At 43.7% G+C, this 20374-nt stretch carries 17 protein-coding genes; 9 read left to right on the top strand and 8 right to left on the bottom strand.

Going from position 1 to position 20374, the window contains the following annotated elements:
* Positions 1 to 646: 646 nt before the first annotated feature.
* Positions 647 to 2161: an AAA family ATPase gene (locus tag L9P36_RS08400; protein ID WP_237466254.1), complete on the top strand. Its 1515-nt coding sequence runs from the start codon at positions 647 to 649 to the stop codon at positions 2159 to 2161.
* Entirely contained in the window at positions 2154 to 3701 is a 1548-nt protein-coding gene (locus L9P36_RS08395) for a VWA domain-containing protein (protein ID WP_237466253.1), read from the top strand. The genes L9P36_RS08400 and L9P36_RS08395 overlap by 8 nt, the downstream gene beginning before the upstream one ends.
* 412 nt (positions 3702 to 4113) lie before the next feature.
* On the opposite strand, the gene L9P36_RS08390 is transcribed toward L9P36_RS08395, so the two are convergent.
* From L9P36_RS08390 to L9P36_RS08380, 3 genes are all read right to left on the bottom strand, one after another.
* Entirely contained in the window at positions 4114 to 5790 is a 1677-nt protein-coding gene (locus tag L9P36_RS08390; protein WP_237466252.1) for a hypothetical protein, read from the bottom strand.
* A gap of 496 nt (positions 5791 to 6286) precedes the next feature.
* Positions 6287 to 6739 carry a helix-turn-helix domain-containing protein gene (locus tag L9P36_RS08385; protein ID WP_237466251.1) on the bottom strand — a complete coding sequence of 151 codons (453 nt, stop codon included), beginning with the start codon at positions 6737 to 6739 and terminating at the stop codon, positions 6287 to 6289.
* A 361-nt stretch (positions 6740 to 7100) separates the two neighbouring features.
* Positions 7101 to 7625 (bottom strand): YbhB/YbcL family Raf kinase inhibitor-like protein, encoded by a 525-nt coding sequence (locus tag L9P36_RS08380; RefSeq protein ID WP_237466250.1) that lies wholly within the window; start codon positions 7623 to 7625, stop codon positions 7101 to 7103.
* A 290-nt stretch (positions 7626 to 7915) separates the two neighbouring features.
* Between L9P36_RS08380 and L9P36_RS08375 the strand changes: the two genes are divergently transcribed.
* Together L9P36_RS08375 and L9P36_RS08370 are read left to right on the top strand one after the other, a co-directional pair.
* Positions 7916 to 8311 (top strand): DUF3465 domain-containing protein, encoded by a 396-nt coding sequence (locus L9P36_RS08375; protein WP_237467895.1) that lies wholly within the window; start codon positions 7916 to 7918, stop codon positions 8309 to 8311.
* Between the two features lie 285 nt (positions 8312 to 8596).
* Complete coding sequence (locus tag L9P36_RS08370; protein WP_237466249.1) at positions 8597 to 9250, top strand: hypothetical protein; 654 nt, start codon at positions 8597 to 8599, stop codon at positions 9248 to 9250.
* A 177-nt stretch (positions 9251 to 9427) separates the two neighbouring features.
* Here L9P36_RS08370 and L9P36_RS08365 read toward each other — a convergent pair whose 3' ends face one another.
* Positions 9428 to 11068: a methyl-accepting chemotaxis protein gene (locus L9P36_RS08365; RefSeq protein WP_237466248.1), complete on the bottom strand. Its 1641-nt coding sequence runs from the start codon at positions 11066 to 11068 to the stop codon at positions 9428 to 9430.
* Between the two features lie 763 nt (positions 11069 to 11831).
* Here L9P36_RS08365 and L9P36_RS08360 point away from each other — a divergent pair.
* Positions 11832 to 13124: a hypothetical protein gene (locus tag L9P36_RS08360; protein ID WP_237466247.1), complete on the top strand. Its 1293-nt coding sequence runs from the start codon at positions 11832 to 11834 to the stop codon at positions 13122 to 13124.
* 175 nt (positions 13125 to 13299) lie between these two features.
* Here L9P36_RS08360 and L9P36_RS08355 read toward each other — a convergent pair whose 3' ends face one another.
* Complete coding sequence (locus tag L9P36_RS08355) at positions 13300 to 13992, bottom strand: inorganic diphosphatase (protein ID WP_237466246.1); 693 nt, start codon at positions 13990 to 13992, stop codon at positions 13300 to 13302.
* 297 nt (positions 13993 to 14289) lie between these two features.
* Between L9P36_RS08355 and L9P36_RS08350 the strand changes: the two genes are divergently transcribed.
* A complete protein-coding gene (locus tag L9P36_RS08350) occupies positions 14290 to 14907 on the top strand; it encodes a DUF2799 domain-containing protein (RefSeq protein ID WP_237466245.1) in 618 nt (205 codons plus the stop codon).
* Between the two features lie 90 nt (positions 14908 to 14997).
* Here L9P36_RS08350 and L9P36_RS08345 read toward each other — a convergent pair whose 3' ends face one another.
* Both L9P36_RS08345 and L9P36_RS08340 read right to left on the bottom strand, forming a co-directional pair.
* The gene (locus tag L9P36_RS08345; protein WP_237466244.1) at positions 14998 to 15684 is read right to left on the bottom strand and encodes a hypothetical protein; all 687 of its coding nucleotides are present in this window, start codon (positions 15682 to 15684) and stop codon (positions 14998 to 15000) included.
* A gap of 159 nt (positions 15685 to 15843) precedes the next feature.
* The gene (locus tag L9P36_RS08340; protein ID WP_237466243.1) at positions 15844 to 16200 is read right to left on the bottom strand and encodes a DUF2750 domain-containing protein; all 357 of its coding nucleotides are present in this window, start codon (positions 16198 to 16200) and stop codon (positions 15844 to 15846) included.
* A gap of 232 nt (positions 16201 to 16432) precedes the next feature.
* Between L9P36_RS08340 and L9P36_RS08335 the strand changes: the two genes are divergently transcribed.
* The 3 genes from L9P36_RS08335 to L9P36_RS08325 all read left to right on the top strand — a co-directional run bounded on the left by L9P36_RS08335 (position 16433) and on the right by L9P36_RS08325 (position 18986).
* Complete coding sequence (locus L9P36_RS08335) at positions 16433 to 16969, top strand: GNAT family N-acetyltransferase (protein WP_237466242.1); 537 nt, start codon at positions 16433 to 16435, stop codon at positions 16967 to 16969.
* Between the two features lie 337 nt (positions 16970 to 17306).
* Positions 17307 to 18332 carry a hypothetical protein gene (locus tag L9P36_RS08330; protein ID WP_237466241.1) on the top strand — a complete coding sequence of 342 codons (1026 nt, stop codon included), beginning with the start codon at positions 17307 to 17309 and terminating at the stop codon, positions 18330 to 18332.
* A gap of 132 nt (positions 18333 to 18464) precedes the next feature.
* A complete protein-coding gene (locus L9P36_RS08325; RefSeq protein ID WP_237466240.1) occupies positions 18465 to 18986 on the top strand; it encodes a hypothetical protein in 522 nt (173 codons plus the stop codon).
* Between the two features lie 202 nt (positions 18987 to 19188).
* Here the strand turns inward: L9P36_RS08325 and L9P36_RS08320 are convergent, their stop codons facing one another.
* Positions 19189 to 20277 carry a flavin reductase family protein gene (locus L9P36_RS08320; protein WP_237466239.1) on the bottom strand — a complete coding sequence of 363 codons (1089 nt, stop codon included), beginning with the start codon at positions 20275 to 20277 and terminating at the stop codon, positions 19189 to 19191.
* Between the last annotated feature and the right edge of the window lie 97 nt (positions 20278 to 20374).

The raw sequence follows: 20374 nt of genomic DNA, 5'->3' as shown, positions 1-20374 counted from the left end.
GATTTTAAGATATTTAACTTAGCTGACTATGGATTGTTTTTTGTTTCATTTGTTAAATGAAACATATTTATTATGTCACTTTTCTCTCTAAATTCATTTACCCGCTAAGCTCTTTACTAGCAGTGGCGCAAAAGCACGGCTGTTTTATTTTTGATATTCGAATGATAGGTATGCTTTAGCGTATGGAGTGCAGATTGTATGGGCGTTTTAATGTTGAAAATATATATTAACCATATAAAACTGTGATGACCCACAAAGAATCGATTAAATCACAGTGTTAGCGTTTAGCTTGTTTTTAGTTGTTGTAGCCCTTGCAGATAAAGCTGGTAGCGATATCTACAAATAGTAAGTTCAGCAATGGTGTGTCGATTTTATTTGTACAAATTTAATTTAAAACTATGAGTGCCCTTGAAATGGCGAGGTGAATCTTGTTTTCTGGGAAAATATGATAAAGCTAGAATGAATCAGACATTGATTTGGTATCGTTGTGTTCACTTTTTAAGTGGCAGTGGTGCAAATAATAGGGGGTAATTTCTGTAAAAATGAGTTTTTCATAAAGAAAAACATTAGCTAACTTACGTGCGTGGTACTTGGAGTAAATTCGCCACCAAATTTACGCTAACTATATAAATAGAAGGAAATTATTGTGGCAACGACAATATGTACAAAAATGATGGACAGAAAAAATAAGCTACAAACACTAATGGCCCAGATGAGTGATGGATTATTGGAAAGGAAGCCGCAAGTTCAACTTATGATGCTAGCCGCACTTTCTGGTGAGCATGTGTTACTCGTTGGGCCTCCAGGAACGGCTAAAAGTGAATTGGCAAAGCGGCTGAAAAGTGTCTTTGTTGAGGCTAATTACTTTGAGCGACTAGTTACGCGTTTTTCTGTTCCAGAAGAGCTGTTTGGACCGCTTTCAATCAAAGCGTTGGAAGAGGATCGTTACAATAGGCTTACTAGTGGATACCTGCCTGAAGCATCCGTGGCGTTTATCGATGAAATCTTTAAAGCAAACAGTGCCATCCTAAACAGTCTTTTAACTTTGTTGAACGAACGTCAGTTTGATAACGGGAATCGAAGAGTCAATGTTCCTTTAATTTCTGTGGTAGCAGCAAGTAACGAGCTACCTGAGGGGGAAGAACTAAGTGCGTTATACGATCGATTCATTCTTCGTTCTTATGTGTCGCCTGTGTCTAAGGAATCGTTTGATGCATTACTTTGTGGGGCATTAGAGGGTTTTGACCCAGACCTCAATGTCCGTTTGAAGATTGAAGACCTAAATGAAGTACAGCGCTTAGCTGAGAAAGTTGAGTTGACTCATGCAACGATAGAAGCATGTAAAGAGTTCCGTAACTACCTAGTCGCGGAAGATATTTATGTATCTGATCGCCGTTGGCGTAAGCTGGTGAAATTAATGAAAGTGTCAGCCTTCACATCTGGCTTTAACGAAACCAGTATTTACGACACTTGGATTTTGCCGCATTGCTTATGGGAGCAGCCAGAGCAATTTAAGGGCCTTCAAGAGCTTTACAAGCGTTTGGTGACTGTTGATGGAAAAACGCCGCCATCGCGTTTAATGCAGGTTATCAAAGCGTGGGAAAAAAAACTTAAGGAAGACCAACTTACTCATAAACAAGATTCTAAAGGCCGTCCTTTGTATCTTGACCGAGACGGTAATGAAGTCATGGAAGAGGTTAGTAAGTACCACAAAAAAAATAACAATGGTGATTTGTTGTACAGGGATGAATACGGCAGGGAAACTGTTAATAAGCATAATTTTATGGGAGAATGCAAACCGATTTTTGATAAAATTAAAAATACACCAATCCCTCTAAATAATTCATTTTCGAAAGCTCATATTGATGGTCGAGTTAGAGAAATCAAAAATCTAAGAAGTAGTGTTGAAGACCATTATAACAATGTGAATAAAGAATTATCAGAGATATCAGGGTACTTTAACAACCATCTTTGGCTAGAGAAAAATTTATTGTCTGAAGTATCCACTGCACTTCAAATTTCTCTTAAAGAGGGTGAGAAAATACTAAAAAGGGTTGCTTTATTGGAGTCAGGCTTTAAAAATCTCCCTCTAGAAGAATCTCCAACTTTGGTTCTTGAATCTGGCAGTAGTGACAAGATTGAAGGAGAACTCTGTGATTAAGGAGTCATATCAAGTGCAATCTCCGTTATTCAACTTGGATAGTCAATTTACATGCCTCGATAACGTGCCGGAGAAGTTTCTTCCGGCAGTTATTACAAGTTCTAATGGTGAGTTAGTAGCGCGGTGCGACTCCTTAGTGAATTCCAGAAATGAACTTCTACAAGGAAAGAATCCAGAAAGTCTGTTTCCCTTAACGCCACTGCCACTCACCAATGCGATTTGCAAAGCGGTAGAAGAAACAGGATTAAATCGGTACTGTGTTCAAAGTGAAAAGGTCACAGATTTACTGCTTTCAGACATTCTTACTGTAATAGATAAGTTTCAATCTAAGGCATCTCCTCTGGTAACTGACCTGATTAAGAAATTGGAAGATGAAGCGTTAAACCAAATTAAACACGCTTTAGACAAGAAAAAGAGCAAGCGGAAGTCGACTAACCCTCTGTCTCTGACTAATGCACAGCGGGCAAGCATTGCCGAAACGGCCTCTGAAGAAGTTTGGTTGCAACTGCTCTCTGAACTGGATGTTGATGGAATCTTGCCTGTTATATGGCAAGAGAGGCTAGCAGTGTGGTCTCAACTAGAAGAGGTTTTTACTGAACTAGGGTTGATTACAGGTTTAGGCTTTGACTTATCAAAAGGCGTTTTTCAAAGCCATGGTTGGCTCGATATTGTTCGATTAAACAAGCTTGTTAAAAAGCTTCCTAAGTTACAAAGCTTGATTCGAGACTTAGGGCGTGATGGGCAAGCAGAAGGTTCTGTACTTGAAGAGATCGTCATCAAAATGTGTGTCGTATCTCGAGAGGAGAAATTTGTGGTTACGCCTTTAGTCCCAATGGAGACTAAAGGCATTACTCGCTCTGATTCGATTTCTAGAATGTTGCCTCAAGAAGCTTCGCTGTTAACTAATCCCGTACTTAAAAAACTCTGGCATGCCAAGCGAGCAGAGCATGCTTTACTTTCTTACTCAGTAGAAGGGACCGAGGTCCTGGAAATAGAAGAGCGGCTAGAACAAGAGTCTGTTAATGAAAAGCAGGGTAACAAAAGCAATAAGAACCGAGGCCCGATGGTGATTTGCTTGGATACTTCAGGCTCAATGAAGGGATTACCAGAAAACATTGCCAAAGCAACCGTTTTGGAATGTTTGAAAGTAGCCTACAAAGAAAAACGACGTTGCTACGTTTATCTCTTCGGAAGTAAGAACGAAGTTAGTGAAATTGACTTGACGTTAGATGCTTTAGGGTTTAATGACTTACTTAACTTCCTGACGATGTCTTTTGGGGGGGGCACTGATGCAGAGGGACCTCTAAACAAAGCTCTGGAAAAGTGTGATTCGGAAGAGTGGTATAAGGCAGATATCTTGCTCGTGAGTGATGGCGAATTTCCCGTGTCTTCAGTGCTGAGTAGAAAAATTAGCAATCGAAGAGAAAAGCAGGGGTTACAAGTCCATGGTGTTCAAATCGGAAACTCTCATTATACATCCATGAGTAAAATTTGTGACCCTATTTATTACTTTTCGGAGTGGGTTGATTTAAGGTGTTAGTCGATCGTTGATAAGGCCAATTAGATTATAGTGTGACTTTCACTGTGTGTTTTTTGAGTAATAAATATAAATTATTGACTCTCCTGTATTAGTAAAATGCATTGATAAATATGAGCCGGCGCACATAATGGTTTTAAATTAATAAAAACTGTCGTTTTGATTAATCCTATAAATCACGCATTCATGAGTGGCTGGATGAATTTGATTTATTTGAAATGCAGGTGTTCTTTATTAAATAAATAGTTTCCAGCTGAGTAATAATAAATTGGTCATCTTTTGAATAAGCGCTATACATGACAGCAGAAATGAAACGATTCACTTAATGAAAACATTAGCGCTGGTTGGGATGCCGCTGCATTACAGGATCAAAAAGACCTGCCGAAGCAGGTCTTTTTCATACGTATGACAGTTATTAATTGTTTTTTGCTTCGTTCAAAGCGTTTATTTCTGCACTAATAACTTCATTCAGGTTTACTGCGTTGATGTCGTAATTACTATACATTTCATCTACAGCGTACACTGCACTGAGCAAGGAACCTTTATGACTTGTGTACATAGTCACTTTGGTTTCACCGTTCGCATCTGCGGCTGTTTCATCGGTGTTTGATACCGCACTGTAAATGATTTCACCATCATCTGTTTTGATAGCAAGCATTTTTGGAACATTCATGTATTCATGAAGTTTCAGTGGTGTACCGCCATCTTCGCCAACTTCAATCTTGGTTGCTTTAGCAAGGATGTTTTTCGCATCTTCTGTCAATAGCTTAGATACGCCGTATGGGGTGAACAGATCAGCCTGATCTGGGTGCTCTTCAAAATAGGCTCTGGCGTTGAAGTTTAGCTCATCTTTCTCACCAGACATCGCTTTCAAGAACTTTAAGCCAGCCACGAAACCTTTAGTCACAGAGCTAGTTGCACCGCCAACAAAAGATTCAGATGAACGTAGGAATGAGTTTGTACCGGAGTCGTACAGGTCAGCAATAGCAGGAATGCTCAACATTTTGTTCATTCGCTCACGGTAGTTGATTTTCTCCATCGCTAGCTGATCTTCATCTGTGTAACGGATTTGATGTTTGCTTCGTGTCACTGCAACTTCTGCTTGGTAACGAAGATCTTCAAGGTGGTGATACTTAATCATTGCTTTAACGGTATCCAGCTGTAGATCAAGCATCTTCTTGTAGAATTCAGGCGTCGTGTAGTCGTTCACTTCGATCCAATTTTCCACGTATGAGAAAGCTTGACATTGGTTATGACCAGATTTGATGCGATCTGGGTCAACAGTTTTCAATGATGGTACTGTGCCAATCACATCACCATTTTCTGTTTTGATTTCAAAGTCAGCACATGTTCCGTCTGAATTTGCATCGAACATGTACGAACCAATAGGCTGCGTGCTGTATGAAGAATATGGTGAGTATGATTGAACAGGCTTGCCTTCATTGATGTCGCGTTGATGATTTTGGTACGGTGTTAACTGCATCTCACCAATAGCAAGGTATATTTCACGATCCATTTTGAGGCGATTGGCAACGAGCTCACTGTATGCATCAGAAACTTCTTTATCGATCTTGATCAGTTCTTTTTGTTTGGTACGTGCTTCGACAAATGCGTTGCCCCAACGTTGCTCACGAAAATCCACAAGCTCTTTAAATTCAGGGTACTTTTCGTATACAAGTTCTTGGATACGTTCTTCTGTCAGACTATCTTCGAACGCTTGGTTTTTCTTGTATAGGTTGACGTAGTAATCAATAAAATCAGCGTATTTTTCTTTGGTATCGTCTGAAACATCCATGCCCTCAACGACTTGACGAGCAAGCTCAAGTTTTTGGATTTCGATATTACGTTGATTGATAGGACGACGTGCTTTGTAAGGGCTAACCATATGGCTGCCATTAATGATATGTAGCAGGTCTGTCACGTAAGTGACGTTGTCGCCATAAAAGATAGTATTTTTATAGTTGTCAATGACATACAAGGTTGACTCATCATTGAGACCATCTGTGACGATGTAGCTGTTGTATTCCGTGCCACAACCAGATAGCGACACAGCAACTAAAGTGGCTGCAAGTGTTTTTGTAATCTTCATCATTTTCTTCTGTATATTTGTTTTTTGTGGAATTTACATCCGCAATTTTACTGATGAGTGATGGGAATACCTAGCGTACTTTATAAAAGGTGTGCCATTTGATTAATTAATGAGCTCAGCATCGTTGTTTCAACAGTTGAAAGTTATGTGAGTTATTCAGAAATGTAACGCACTGCTACCGTATCTATTTCGAATTGTCATCTTTGTTATTTTTTATGACGCCTGCAATTGTTAGTCATGTGTAAATGAATATGGAGTTTAATGTTATATCGCCAATTGTTTTTAAAGGACTGAGGTAGGCTTGGGATTAAATCATGGTGGATTCTAGTCTGTGCGATTTTGGTGCTATTTGGGCGTAAATATTGATGCACTACTTTTTGTGAGATATGAATTGCTGTTTTATCAGCAATTCATAAAGGCGGTAAAAATACGGATTTCATGATTTGAAAATCATCGTTATGGATTACTCGGAATTTAATTGTTCAGCGTTGGTAATGCCTTATTTACCATAAACTGTTTCAATATATTGTTTGACACTCAGGCCAAATTTTTCTTTAAAGCGTAGAGAAAATTTCGCATCGGATAAATAGCCACAGGCTTGTGCGATAATCGCAATATTGGTTATTTTTTGATGCTGAATGATATTCAGGGCGTGATTGAGTCGCACTTCCATTAGGATTTCGCGAAACTTTTTATTTTCTTGATTGAGTTTTCGAATCAAAGTGGCGCGTGACATATTAAACTGCAACGCAGTTTGTTCAATATGGTGTTCATTAGCGGGGTGCAGGGCTAAATATTCGCTCACTTGTTGCGCCAGGCTCAAATGTTTGGAAGGGAACAGCAGATGTAGTTGGCCTTGCTCCGCAAGATATTGAAATAGTCCTTTCACCCAGTAGCTTTTGCTTTGTGGGCTCACATCGTCATGGGCAAGTGTGGCGATAGCGCTAAGCATGTCATAGCAGGTATCGGTAAGGGGAACGATATGCGCGTTGGGTTGACTTTGCTTTTCTTGGCTGAGGTTTTGTTGGTTGAGGTGCAGTTGTTCATCACTTGGGGTGATGAAAAAACTGAATAATCGAGATTTAAATTTTTTAGTTGTGGGTCTATTTTGAAAACTGAGCGCAGCTGAGGGTTCACAAAATAGTAAATTTGACTGGGAAATACTTTGTGTATTCCCCAGATTGAGAAGTGATTTTTTGCCGGATATGATTTGCACAATACTTGGTGAGTGGATTTTTACATTTCTCACCGTTTGAATTTGTTGTGATGTAAATTCACTGACGTGAAATATTCGGCTCATTATCAATCGATTCTCATTTTGTATAAGTAGTTGTCAGGCGAGCTTTACCCAAAGCCATTTTATTGAGTGTAAAACCAACTACGGCTGAGGGGGTATCGGCATTTAGTCCCAATGAAGCAACTGGCAGCGCCCAAACGGTAAATTGATAGCGGTGCATACCATCGCCTTTTGGTGGACAAGCACCGCCAAAGCCAACGGTTCCATAATCAATCCGTGTTTCCATGCCACCAAGTGATTTGACGTTAGCACCACGAGGCAGTTCAGTCACTGTATTTGGAATATCCAGTGCAATCCAGTGCCAAAAACCGCTGCCAGTGGGTGCATCAGGATCAAATGCTGTGATCGCAAAACTCTTTGTTCCTTTTGGGGCATCTTGCCACATCAGTTGTGGTGATTGGTTTCCGCCATCACATCCCCAGCTTGAATATTCAAAGGTTTTTGCCATGGGATGGCCTTCCTGAATATCTTTACTGTTGAGTGTAAAAGCATGTGCATTCAAGCTGAGCATTGAAATGATGAATAAAGTGAAGGTTCTCATATTGGACTCCTGTGTAAAAATTGAATATTACAAACTGGCAGGCTTGCTGTATGGACTGAAAGTATCAATCTTTGACTGTAGGTGAGACTTTTGGGTGATGGCTGAATAATTTAATTTTTCTTTTATTATCAGCTCATTGGCTGACTTTATTTTTATCGCTGATGTTTTGAAAGCCTTTGTGATTTTGCTCGATTAATCGACGTTTTCTTTCTTATCCCATGAATATTCATGGTTTTTTAAAAAGGCCTGGTGTTAGCTTGATGAAACTTTTAGTGAGAGAGTGCAGTGCCATGAAAAGTATCGTGACCTTGTGTTTCATATGTCTATCTTTGTTTGCGGCTGTGAGCAGTGCAAACGATGCGCGACTTCAGAAGGCTTTTTCGCAGCAACAAAGCGATTTGCAGGTGCAGGGTAAAGGCGTTGTGATTGCAATCTTAGCTGATGATAGGCAGGGCTCTCAGCACCAGCGCTTTATCCTGAAGCTCGCCAGTGGTCAGACTTTGCTGGTGGCGCATAACATTGATCTCGCGCCGCGTGTACCTAATTTGAAAGTAGGGGATTGGGTGGCCTTCTATGGTGAGTATGAATGGAATATGAAAGGCGGGGTGATTCATTGGACACACCATGATCCCAAAGGCCGCCATGTGGATGGCTGGTTAAAGCACCATGGTGAAATTTATCAATAAGTGTTGATGGGTAAAGGAAAACTTTCAATATTGTTTGCAGGAAGATAACGTCAAATGATAGGTAGATAATTCCTATTATCATCCATTGCCATTCGTCTTAAAACATCACTGTCGCGTGGTTGCAAGTGTATCAAACTGCTTGTGAGGCCTTTAGCAAAATAGTTATCTTTATTCGGAATTGAACGTACTTTGCTTTAGCTTTGATCAGTCGCAGACCATGAGTCGCAAAAATAAGCCATCGCTTTTATTGCAAAGCGAACTTGAGCGTTTCGTAGAGGATCAAGGATGCATCCCTTCCCCAATATTCATTTGCCGAACCAAGCTATTCTATGTGGCCCCAGTTGTATTGTTGCCTGTTTGGATAGTTTTAATCTTCGGCAGCATTCGCAGCCGCGGTTACTTCGCCGTTTCTCTATGCAATCCATGACCTTTACGGGGGAGCTGATTCGTTTAGATACGAGTCAAACCCTGACTAGTCTGCTCGCACAGCTTTATCAAGTGACGGGCATTTTGTCGGAAGGGGATTATGTCGAATTTGTCCCAGAGCATGGGTTTAACTCTCTAGCGGCGATGCATCATGTGCTGAGCCAATTTGGTTTTGAAACTGAGATGGTGTTTCGCGATCCATCGACCCGCGCTTATATGACGGAGGCATTTCGCTCTGAAGCAACATTGATGAAAGACTTGGGCGTGCCGGCCGTGTATTACTCGCCGCAATGGCGACAAAAGGAGAGCATTCTGATTGCGGTGATCGCCTATGAGCGCACCATCCACTTGGTGGCCTGTAACCACCGCGGCGAGTGGTTTGATTCAGATTTGCCAGAGCATATTTACTATTGGGATGACATTGAACATTGGCAGCAAAGTCAAAACAAACGCGGCAAAGCGCAGTGGATGGGCATTGCCATGCGTGTGTGGTTCAGTCAAAAGGAACATTGACCCAGTTATAGGTAAAATGTAGGGCTAAAATACAGCTGGCACAGCCAGTAAACACAAAAATAGACGCACACAAGTGCACGAATCGGTTGATTAAAATGCGGCGTTTACCGCCGCATTTTTAGCCATACTTTTATGCTGACCTCTCAGAAAATACTGGTGATTGTTTCGCCGAATCAATCAGACTTTGAAAAAGGCCACTTCTTGGGTGAGGTGACTGCTAAGCGCATTGAGCTGGTGCGTGGCACTTTGATTGTTTTTCATTAACTGAATTGACTCAGTGGACATGCTTGAAATTTGCTCCATGGCAACTACCAAATCTTGAATAAATTTCACCTGCTCATCCGTGGCATGCACAATATGGCGCACTTGGTTGAGGGAGTCTTGCGCTTGCTGCTCAATATGAACCAACAATTGGCTGGCTTCTGTCGTACTTTGCTGGCAATGCTCCACCTTAGGCTGTGTATTTTCCATCGCCGACACACTTGCCACGGTTTGAATTTGCACTTCTTTGAGCATGGCTTCAATTTGAGTTGTTGCCTCACCCGTGCGCTTGGCTAGGTTTCTTACTTCATCTGCCACAACGGCAAAGCCGCGTCCAGATTCTCCAGCGCGGGCAGCTTCAATGGCGGCATTGAGTGCTAATAGGTTGGTTTGTTCTGAAATACTGCTAATCATATGCACAATGCCACCAATATCCCGCGTTTTTTCCTCTAGGGTCTTAATTTGATCCACGGTGTCATTGACGGCAGTCGTTACCAATTGCATTTGCTCGGCAACAACCGCGATATGGACTTTCCCCTCATGGGCATGATTGGACGTATTCACTGAGTTTTGTTCAGATAAATTCATGATTGATGCGATCTCTTGCGTGGTCGCATGCATGGTCTCAAGTTTGATCACCATTTCATCGGTGAGAGCAGCCTGCTGCTGGGCAGACTCATAAACAGAGTTCGAGCCCATGGAGACCTGTTCTACTTGTTCCACTAATTGCTCTGATGTGCCACGGATATGGCGCACAATGGCGCTTAATTTTTCAGACATAATAGACAGCGAATGAAGAATGCTGCCGAATACTGTGTTGTGGTGATTTTGCTTTAACACACCATTGGCCATGGCTTGAATTTCATGCTGCGTGGTATAGGGTTCACCGCCCAAAGAAAAGTGGAAGCTGCGCTCAATGACAAAGCCAACCAAAATAGAGATGACAATCGCGATGCTGCTCAAAATGAGCATTAAATTTTGAAAACCACTGGCTTGCTCGCGGGCAATCGGTGTGAGTTTTTGATTCAGCTGTTCTTGGTAATCAATAAATTGGTTAATGGCTTCAAGCCATTGTTTAAACTTCGGTCGAATTTGGTTCAGTAAAGTATCGGGAATCGCTTCACCGCGATTTTTTTTGGTCATCACTGTTTCAATCAGTGGTTGGGTTTGCCCTTGGATGTGACTAATTTGATTTAAAATTGCGATTTCTTCTGCGGTAAATGGTACCTGCGAGTCGAGCATCGCTTGCATTTTTTGCGCTGAAGCTTGGTAGTACTGACTTAAATTCTGGATATCTTTTTCAATGCTACTTATTTCTTGCGGTGTTTTTGCCATCACTAAATCGCGAATCGCAATGGCGCGATCATGAACACTGCCGCGATAATTAATAGCATAACGTTGCTTCACGGAGTTGATATCCGTGACTTTCGATAAACTTGAATCGATGAAATTGACTTTCTGGATGCCAATGGTGGTTAAGAGAATCATCAGCGCCACAATGATGCTAAAGCCCAGCGCAAGGCGGGTTCTCACTTTTAATTGCGTCAAGTATTTCATTCTGTCTCCTGGGAATAAGATGAAGGGAGAGGGCTTCATCGATAATTTTATTGAAAATCATGGTGTAACCATGCGCATGGTTCGCAGTTATTAAATTAAAATTATTATTGTCTGCTATTTATCTCTCTAGTTTTTGAGTTGGTTTTGTATTGATATTCATTTATTTAGAGAGGATTATGGATTGTGACAGAATGTGAATGACGGTCTAATCGTTCACGCCAATTGAATCAATAGTTTTGGTTGTGATGGGCTGCTTATATATCGATTGTCGTATTACCCCAATCATGGATTGATATATTTCGAATAAATCACTTTATGCATAAAATAATATACAACTGTTGGCGATGAGATTTATTGTCTATTGCATAGGTATCGTTTTAGGTGCCTGCTAAAGCAAAAAGCAAAAAGCAAAAAGCAAAAAGCAAAAAGCAAAAAGCAAAAAGCAAAAAGCAAAAAGCAAAAAAGAGATAGCGCAAACCATCAAAAACCACCGCAGAAAAGCAACCACATAAACGAAACCACATAAAAGAAACCACAGCCAAACCCATTTCAGTAAAGCCGTGAAACTTGGCATGGGTGAGAAAGATATGTGGATGGCATACGATATCTGTGGGCTTGAGCCAAACGAAAGGCAATAGCTAACAAATTGATTTATAAGAGATAAGAGTAGTCTCACAAATTTTGCCCCTATTGATGAATTCCTTTGTTTGAAACCTCTTTATCTTTTAAATTCATTTGGTTAACAGATTCATCGGACAATTCAATGGCGTATCACTCAAACAATTGGCGACAAATTCCGCAGTATGTCGCGACCTATAACCGCTTTCTTGAACAGGGCTATCGTGATGGCTGGGAGGGGTTGGATGAGCCTGATGATCCGCCATCCTGCGATCTAGAGTTTCCCGCATTTCTTGATGCCATTATTTATGCCAATCAGGTCGGGGATTTGACAGGATTTCGAGACGCGTGGCCATTGGCGTATGCGCCGCTATGTGCTCGCCTCAATGAATTGGGGCAGTCGATTCCAATGCTGGCCGTGTTTGATGATGGCAAGATTCTTGCGCGCCTTGGCACCACGTATCAGAGCGGTCATGCCGTGTTGATTGATGGCGATAAGGTACAAGCCGTGGCGGATATTGGTTGTTTTGGTCAAAGCGCCAATGGTCAATGGCTGGCTATTGCTGGTGAACATGGTGTGGTCATCACGCGTGGCTGGCAGGGTGAGATGTATTGTGTTTGTCCTTATCCTTCTGCCTTACAAATGGGCGTCGCACTTGACGAGCCATGGCAACCTGAAAAGTTGGTACCCTTTGATGATGGCCGCGCCGTTCTTTTTGTGAGCGCACAGGGCTGTTTTATTTTAGAGCCTCAGCAGTCGATTCGGTTACTCCCTACAAATCAAGCCTGTGAAGATCATTTTCAGTGGCTCGCAGAAGATTGCCCAGAAGTGCCACAGTCGCTACCGCATTTGGATATGGTTCATGGCGCGGTCTCAAGTGATGGCCAATGGATTGCGGTGGGAAGCCAGTGCAGTGCTCATTTGGTGTTTGATCGCCAAGGCAACCAAGTCGCAGAAATTGGCCCCCATAGCGAATACCCGCATTTTGCGCTTTTTAGTGCCAAGGATGAGCAGCTCTTGTTGAATGCCTGCCATTTTTACAATGGAGCCAGCATTAGTGTGCCGTGCCCCAAAATACCAGGGCTTTATACTGATTTTTATCAGGAGCATGCGGATATCACTGTGGTTGAGCAGGCCGCGCGGGTTTATGCAGGCGTCGCGCGCAAAGATGAGTACATCATTGGCGATGCCTATGGCTGGTTGCGTTGTGTGGATTTTCAGGGGCAGCTGCGCTGGATCCATCATATCGGCTCGACTATTGATGCGATGGTGCTATCAGCAGATGGTCAGACGCTGATTTGTAGTAGCTATGCGGGGTTTATCTCGATTCTTGAGCTTGATAGCGATGCGCGCGCGCCTTATGAGCTTGGATTTGGCCCAGTGCATGAATCGCGTCGCTGGTTATTTTGGAAAAATATGCAGCCGCTGATGTGGTAAAAATGAATGATTTGATTATCCAAATTTGAATGACAAGCGGCTGATTAAAAACGCATGATGGCGCTCATGCGTTTTTTGATGGACTTGGCTTAACTTCGCTTTGGTTTTACTTCGGCGTATTCAATTGAGCATCCTTACATGGGGCTGAGTGAAGCGTTGTTTCGTCCAGTCGGGTTTATTTCGTTGATGAAGTGTGCGCCGCTAATTTTTGTGCACTTTGATAGTGCTCAATCGCTTGGTCAAGGACTTGGTTGGCTTCTTTAGCGGTCATCACGCCTTGGATTTTCATGCCGCCTTGCGGGCCCTTATAGTGACCAAACCAAAGTTTGACGATATCTAAGGTGCCTGGAAATTGCTTTTCAAGATCATTAATAGATTGCACATCGGCAAAAGGTGATTGTTCAATTAATGGGATCGCAATGAGCTTGTCATCTTGTTCTTGATTATCGAGTAGTTGAATTGCACCAATGACGCGCACTGAAACTACGCTGCCGCGAGGCATGGCTGAGCCAAGGACGAGGATATCAAGCGGGTCACCATCACCACCAAGCGCTTTCGGTAAGGCAGTCCCTGGGATGGTGCCATAGTTGCCTGGGTAACCGAGGTAGTGAACAATCCGCGGTTGCCCCTTTTTAAATTCCCAATGAATGATCGAGCCGTCTTGTTTGCTCACTTCCCATTTTTCATTGCTACCTGTCGGGATCTCAATGATCGCATTAAGATGGCCGCTGCTATTGCGCGCATCTATATCAGCAAGATAATCGCGATCAGCTTGAATGGTGTAGGTATCAATTTGTTTAAATTCAAGGGCAGATGCGCTGCCACTGAAAGCGAGTAGTGCACATACTGTAAAAATAGACTTTTTCATGAAGCATCCTTTGTTGATAAATGGGATAAAAGGCGACCCATCTGGCTGGGTATCTTGATGTTGACGCATGACAAATGCGTGACGCCATCATGGCAGAGCGATGATATTTTTGTGCCAGTGGGATGACATCTACGCCTTTTTCTTTATCAAGATCAGAGAATTGTCATAAATCTTGTCGCGCTTGTATGACTGCTGTGATGAATTTTCCAAAACCAATCGCAATCATCGAGGCAATTTTAACTTTATTGTCAATTGGCCTATCATGGATGCGTTCATCAATCGGTCATTTGGATGTCTATGAAATTAAAGCGATGTGTCTATCTCGGTAGTGCGCTGATGTTGTTATCAAGCTGCGCCACCATGAATCAGCAAGAATGCCTCACCGCAAATTGGCAGCAGATTGGTTTGGCGGATGGTGCCAATGGCTATCGAATTTCACAGATTGATGCACATCGGCAAGCTTGCGCTGAATATGGCGTGACACCAGACTTACAAGCGTACACATTGGGGTATCAGCAAGGCTTGAAGGCCTATTGTGCGCCAGCGAATGGCTATCAGGTAGGCTATGAGGGGAAGGCCTATTATGGTCAGTGTCCTGAAGCGCAACATGCGGCATTTTTTGCCGCCTATCAAAATGGTGCCAAACATTTTGAGCTTCGCTCTGAGATACAGCGCTTAGAAAATGAATATGAAAGTGATGGTCGTGCGCTCACGGATCTCAATAACAAAATTGATCAAGCCACGCTGCAATATCAAATTTTTGAAGGTAGCGCCGCGGAGCTTCGTGCCATTGGTTTGAAGCTTGAGCAGCTGAAACAACAGCGTTTTGAACTGCTTTACCAACGGGCGCAAGCGCAGCGCGACATTGATGCGCGGCAAGCACAGCTTTCTGCCTTACCTTTGCCTCAGTTCTAAGGCTTTCACTTTAATTGACAGCCTCTCAGCTCTGAGCAAATGAGATGATGGATGAAAAGGCGCAGAAGCGCCTTTTTTACGCGGTGACTTTCACTGAAAGGTAAAGGTGTTATAGAAAGTGGCATCTTTGAGCGTGACATCAAGGGTCAATAAATTGCAGTTTTTAGGGATCTGGTAACGAATGGTTTGGCCAAAGGGTACTGGGCGATAGGCTCCTTGTTTGAGCGTCAGTTGGCAGTGACCTTGGTTGGCTTTGAGCGTTAAATCCGCGGGAATAATTTCATCTTGGTTGGCATTGGTTAGCGTGAGTGTGTTGGCCAATTTTTCAATGCGCCACTTCGGCGATTCAATGGATGGGGTGATGTAATCGCCATAGTATTTTAGCTCATCGGCAGATAATAGTGCGCCGGTGTCAGTTTGGTCGATGATGCGGGTATAGCGATTATCAACATAGTGCAGTTTGTCATTGTGACCGCACCATTGTTTATTTTCGTTAAAACCCCACCACTTGTATGCCCAAACGCCATTGACTTCAACCTGCGTGCCGTCGGTGATGTAGATGTATTGGTCATTAAATAGTGTACGTAAATCCAATAGGTTGATTTTATTATGGTAAGCGATGCCGCCACGCTCACGAGCAATATGATTCATTGGGTCAATGTAGCAGTTGTAATCATTGTTCTGAAAATCAGAGCGACTATCTGGAAGCGGTGTTTCTGCAAAAGAACTAAAGGAGATTAGGATTGCGGGCAATAAAAGGGGCGTCTGTTTGAACATTATGAGTCACTATAAAATAAGGTGAATCATTGTAGACGGCTGTGCATAGTTCTTGATATATCAATCAGTTCAAGTTGTGATGGCGATAAAAAAGCGCCTCTGATGAAGCGCTTTGAAAACAATGCATACTATTCGTAATCAATAAATAGTATCAATCGATTATTTGCTGAAAAGTTTAGTCACCATTTCTGGCTCAAGCTCTGCGCCTTCTAGGGCGTCATTCCAGTTGAGGCCAACCAATACACCATCTTCTGACAGGGTGGTCATCCATTCGTTGGTGAATAGATCCAAATCGATGGAGGTCACTTCAAACTCAGCCCATTCTTCAACGCAATGCGCGCGAGCGGCTTCTTCGCTCGACCAAAATGGCATTACTTCACTGTTTTCAAATTCGCTGGAATCAACGGATAGCCATTCCACTTCATCAAGACATAGGCCCCAAACCAGATTTGTTTGACGGGTTTGGGCGACAAAATTTTCTAGTTCCGCTTTGAACTGATCGATGCTTGAACTCATCTGAGTCTCTCTTATCAAAATGCATAGAATGCGATGAATACTGGCTTGATAGTAACAGAATTGCGTCGTAGAAGATTGTATTTATTTTGCGATGAGTGATGGGGGTGAGTGACCTTACGGGCATAAAAATGCAGGCTGATTTCGCGTGTCGGTCAACAAAAAATGGTTAGCGGCTGCCCAAAATGGCCAAAGATCGTTACACTTCGAAAAAAGAAAATAAAGAGAGAATCCAATGCATTTTTCGCTTCATTCTGCCCAAGAGTTTGCGCCGATTGAAAGACTATTTCGCCAGACTTTTTCAGATGCCGAAGGGCCTACTGAAGGCGCACTGATTGGCCAGCTTGCGCGCGATCTTTTAACGACAACGCCGCAATCTGATTGCTTTTGTTTTGTCGCCATCGAACAGGAGCTGATTGTCGGGGCGATTATTTTGACCGTATTTCGCCATGGCGGCGAAGAAAAAGCGATTTTGCTATCGCCAGTGGCCGTGGCAACGTCTCATCAAGGTCAGGGGATTGGTAAGCAACTGATTACCTTTGGTCTCAATATGATGAAAGAGCAGGGCTATCAGATCGCCATCACCTACGGCGACCCTAATTTTTACGGCAAAGTGGGGTTTGAGCAGGTCACAGAAGCGCAGATTCCAGCGCCGCTGACGTTATCTTATCCCCATGGTTGGCTGGCGCAATCACTGACAACTGAGCCATTGGCGGTGTTGATTGGGCCAACGGCCTGCGCGTCGGCATTGGCTGATCAATCATTTTGGTAAGTTGGGCGCTCTCGCGCATTAAAACCTCAGCCAGTGCTGAGGTTTTTTTATGGGCTTGGATTGAAAGCGGTCATCCTTACAAGCAATCCTCAATGTAAAAACGCCTCAATGCAAAAACTCCCTCTGTTACAGCTAAGATTTTAGAACGTTTTCATGGCTTTACAGATTGCTGTGCGTTGCCGCATCCAGTCTTGATAACCATAATTAATCACTTATTCAATCATTCACTTACCTATAATTCCGTGGCGATGAGGTCATGAATTGATTGGCGTTGCATGGAGGCGATGATGGGGTGGTGGCATCAAAAATCAAAATTTAGCGGTGCATAGCGGCAAGATTGCGACAAGCGCTGAGCATGATGGTGTACGGCTTGTGGCAAATGCCGATGAAGCACTCAGGGACTGATGTGGCGTTTTGTCAGCAGGCGCGCGTAGTGCTCAATTGCCAGCATTGCGACGCACAAGTTAGCGTTAGCCAAATCTATTTTGAGCAAAATCGTTTTGCACAAAGGCGCGACGCTGTGCGCTGCCCATTGTGCGATTTGCCATGCGAGCCTTGCCATATTCCAAACAGGGCATATGAGACACATGGTGACAAGCACAGTCAGCTTTTTCGCATGTTGCCTTTTCAAGTCACACGAGATGCGGCTTTCGCGCATTTGCAACAGTGGCTTCGCGCTCGCTGGTTTGTGCCGCATGGTTTTTTGCAGCAGCGCACTTGGCTTCATCGATGCCAGAGCATGTATATGCCTTATTGGCTATATGGGTGTGATACGAAAACCCGTTATAGCGGCGAGCGTGGTGATGATTTCTATATCGATGTGACGCGCACCAATTCCGATGGGAAAAGTGTGACTCAGCCTGAGCGGCGAACAAGCTGGCGTTCGGTGAGTGGTTTTGTTCCCACGCGATGTCAGGATGTACTGGTACCTGCGGCGCATGTAATTTCAACAGCGCGTTTGCATCAACTTGAACCTTGGGATCTTCGCTTACAGGTCGATGATCAAGCAGATTGTCTCTCAGTAGATGTATGTGTGGATTTTCAAGTCGATATGGCCGCGGGATATGCACGTGCTAAAGAACGAATGCAGGCGGAGATTGAACACGCTATCCGTTTGGATATCGGCGGTGATGCCCAGCGTATTCATCATAAAGAAACGCAATATCTCGATGTTATTGAACAGCCCCTACAGCTGCCGGTTTGGGTGTTGGCCTATCAGTATCAGGGCAAACTATTCCAAGTGTTGATCAATGGGCAAACGGGCAAAGTGCAGGGGGCGCATCCCTATTGTTGGTTAAAAATTGCAAGCTGCGTGGTTGCGAGTCTGGCGGCGCTTGGCGTGATGCTGTCTTGGCTTGGCTAAAAGCTTGGTTAATCGCTTGGTTTTTATGCGATAAAAAATAAATAAAAACCATATCATATTGATATATATGAACTTTAACTGTTATTTTGTTGTAATATCTCGATTTCATTGTTTGATAAAAAAGGAATTTTTATGCGCGCATTGACGTTTTGTTCAGTCTTTACTTGCCTTATCGCGACGGCTTTGGTTCATGCGCAGTCTTTAGGGGCACAGGCTTTAGAGGAACAGTCTTTAGATAAGAAGCAGTCAGCGGTGATCGCGGCACTTGAGCAAAAAGCGCGCGTTGAATTCGGCCAAGCTGTGACGATTTCGGTGGAAAGGGTCAATGTCGATCAAGACTGGGCTGTGGTGGTTGGAGAAATTGAGAGCGAAAAAGACGCCAAGCCTTGGTATCAAGGCCATTACTGTGACCATGGCTTAGATAAAGCGCTGTGGGCGGTGATGCAAAAAAATGGCGATAGTTGGCGCTATGACCAGCTTTATTGGTGCGCCACAGAGCCTGTTTATTGGTATCTGGAAGATGAAATTGGTCTCATTTGGCCCTGCGGTGTGTATCAAGGCTTACAAGCGACGGCGGGGGAAACCTTAGAGCAAACATGCCGACGCACCGCAGAAAAAACCACAGTACAAGCGCCTGTCTCGGCGCAAGAATAGCGATGCCTAGACGTCTAAATAAAAAACGTCTAATTCAAGGCGCTAAAATTAGTGCCAAATGAAGCCCTAAACAGCGCCTTGGCATTAGAACATGGTATTTGAGAAAGCCGCGCAATCGAAACCTGATGTCTTGACATTTGGGGTTCGAAAGTCGCGGCTTTTCCGTGGCCATGAATATCAATATGGATCTGGAGGAAAAAGATTAACCCAGTTGGACTTCTGTATCCGCTTTTAGGGTTGAGCTACACGCCAATACATAACCATCTTCAATCTCTTGCGCGCTGAGTGTTTCTTGGCTGCTGCTGTCCACGGAGCCTGGGGTTACTTTACACTTACAGGCGCCGCACACACCGCTTCGACATACTGCCAAAATTGGCAATTGCATCTCTTCAAGCTTATCGGCGAGGTTATCACCCACATTGGCTTGCATGGTCGCTCCAAAGGCGGGTGCCGTGATCTGCACAGGGGCGGCCTCGTCATGCGCTGTTGCGGTGACTGCCGCTGTGCTGATTGCTGTACTTGTTGTTGTGCCTATTGATGCGTGAGGCCCTGGCGTAAAACTTTCATGATGAAAATGTGCCATCTCAAAATTGAGCGCTTCAAGGCTTTGCGCAGTTTGTTGCATCAGTTGCTCTGGGCCACAGAGATAGATGCTGCGCTGCATAAAATCAGGTACTAAGCTTTGCAACCAATGGCCATCAAAGCGCTGCTGCGCCTGCGAAGGTGTCATAGCATCCTTGAGGAGCAGGTGAAGATGAAAATTGGGCTGCTGCTTGGCCATGGTTTGCAGCGCATCAAAATAGATGGTGTCTGTTTTTGATTTGGCCAAATGAATAAAGTGCACATCGCAAGGTTCAGGCTGACTCAGCCAATATTGCGCCATGGCAAAGACTGGGGTGATGCCGCAACCTGCGCTTACCAGTACGGCTTGACGTGTGCCATCATTGATTTTTGCCGCTTGGTCGATGCAGTTAAATGGACCGGCGGGCGCCATCAGTTGCAGCGTTTCGCCGACTGCAAGCTGGTGGACCAAATAGTTTGAAACCAGCCCTTTGTCTACGGCTTGAACTGTGATGCGCAGGATGGGCTCGTGAGCAAGGCTGCTGAGTGAGTAGGCGCGATAGACCCATTGGTCTTTGTGCATGATACCCAGTGAAATAAACTGTCCGGGTTTGTAATCAAAGCGATCGGCAGCAAAGAGCGGCGCAAGCTCAAGAGTGACAGCTTGAGGGGTTTCTTGATGCTTGCTTTGACAGCGAAAAGGTAGGGGAGAAGACCAATCGAAAGACATAACGAATCTCACTTACTTTGACCGTATAACGGATGGAAAATTTGAAATGAGAAGTGCGGCGCGATGGCGCCGCACTTGCTTTTGAGAACGATGAATG

It is taken from the genome of Vibrio stylophorae (assembly GCF_921293875.1).
GTDB classification, from domain to species: domain Bacteria; phylum Pseudomonadota; class Gammaproteobacteria; order Enterobacterales; family Vibrionaceae; genus Vibrio_A; species Vibrio_A stylophorae.
Note: the sequence above shows the minus strand (reverse complement) of the source record. Positions and strands in the feature narration are given on the sequence as shown.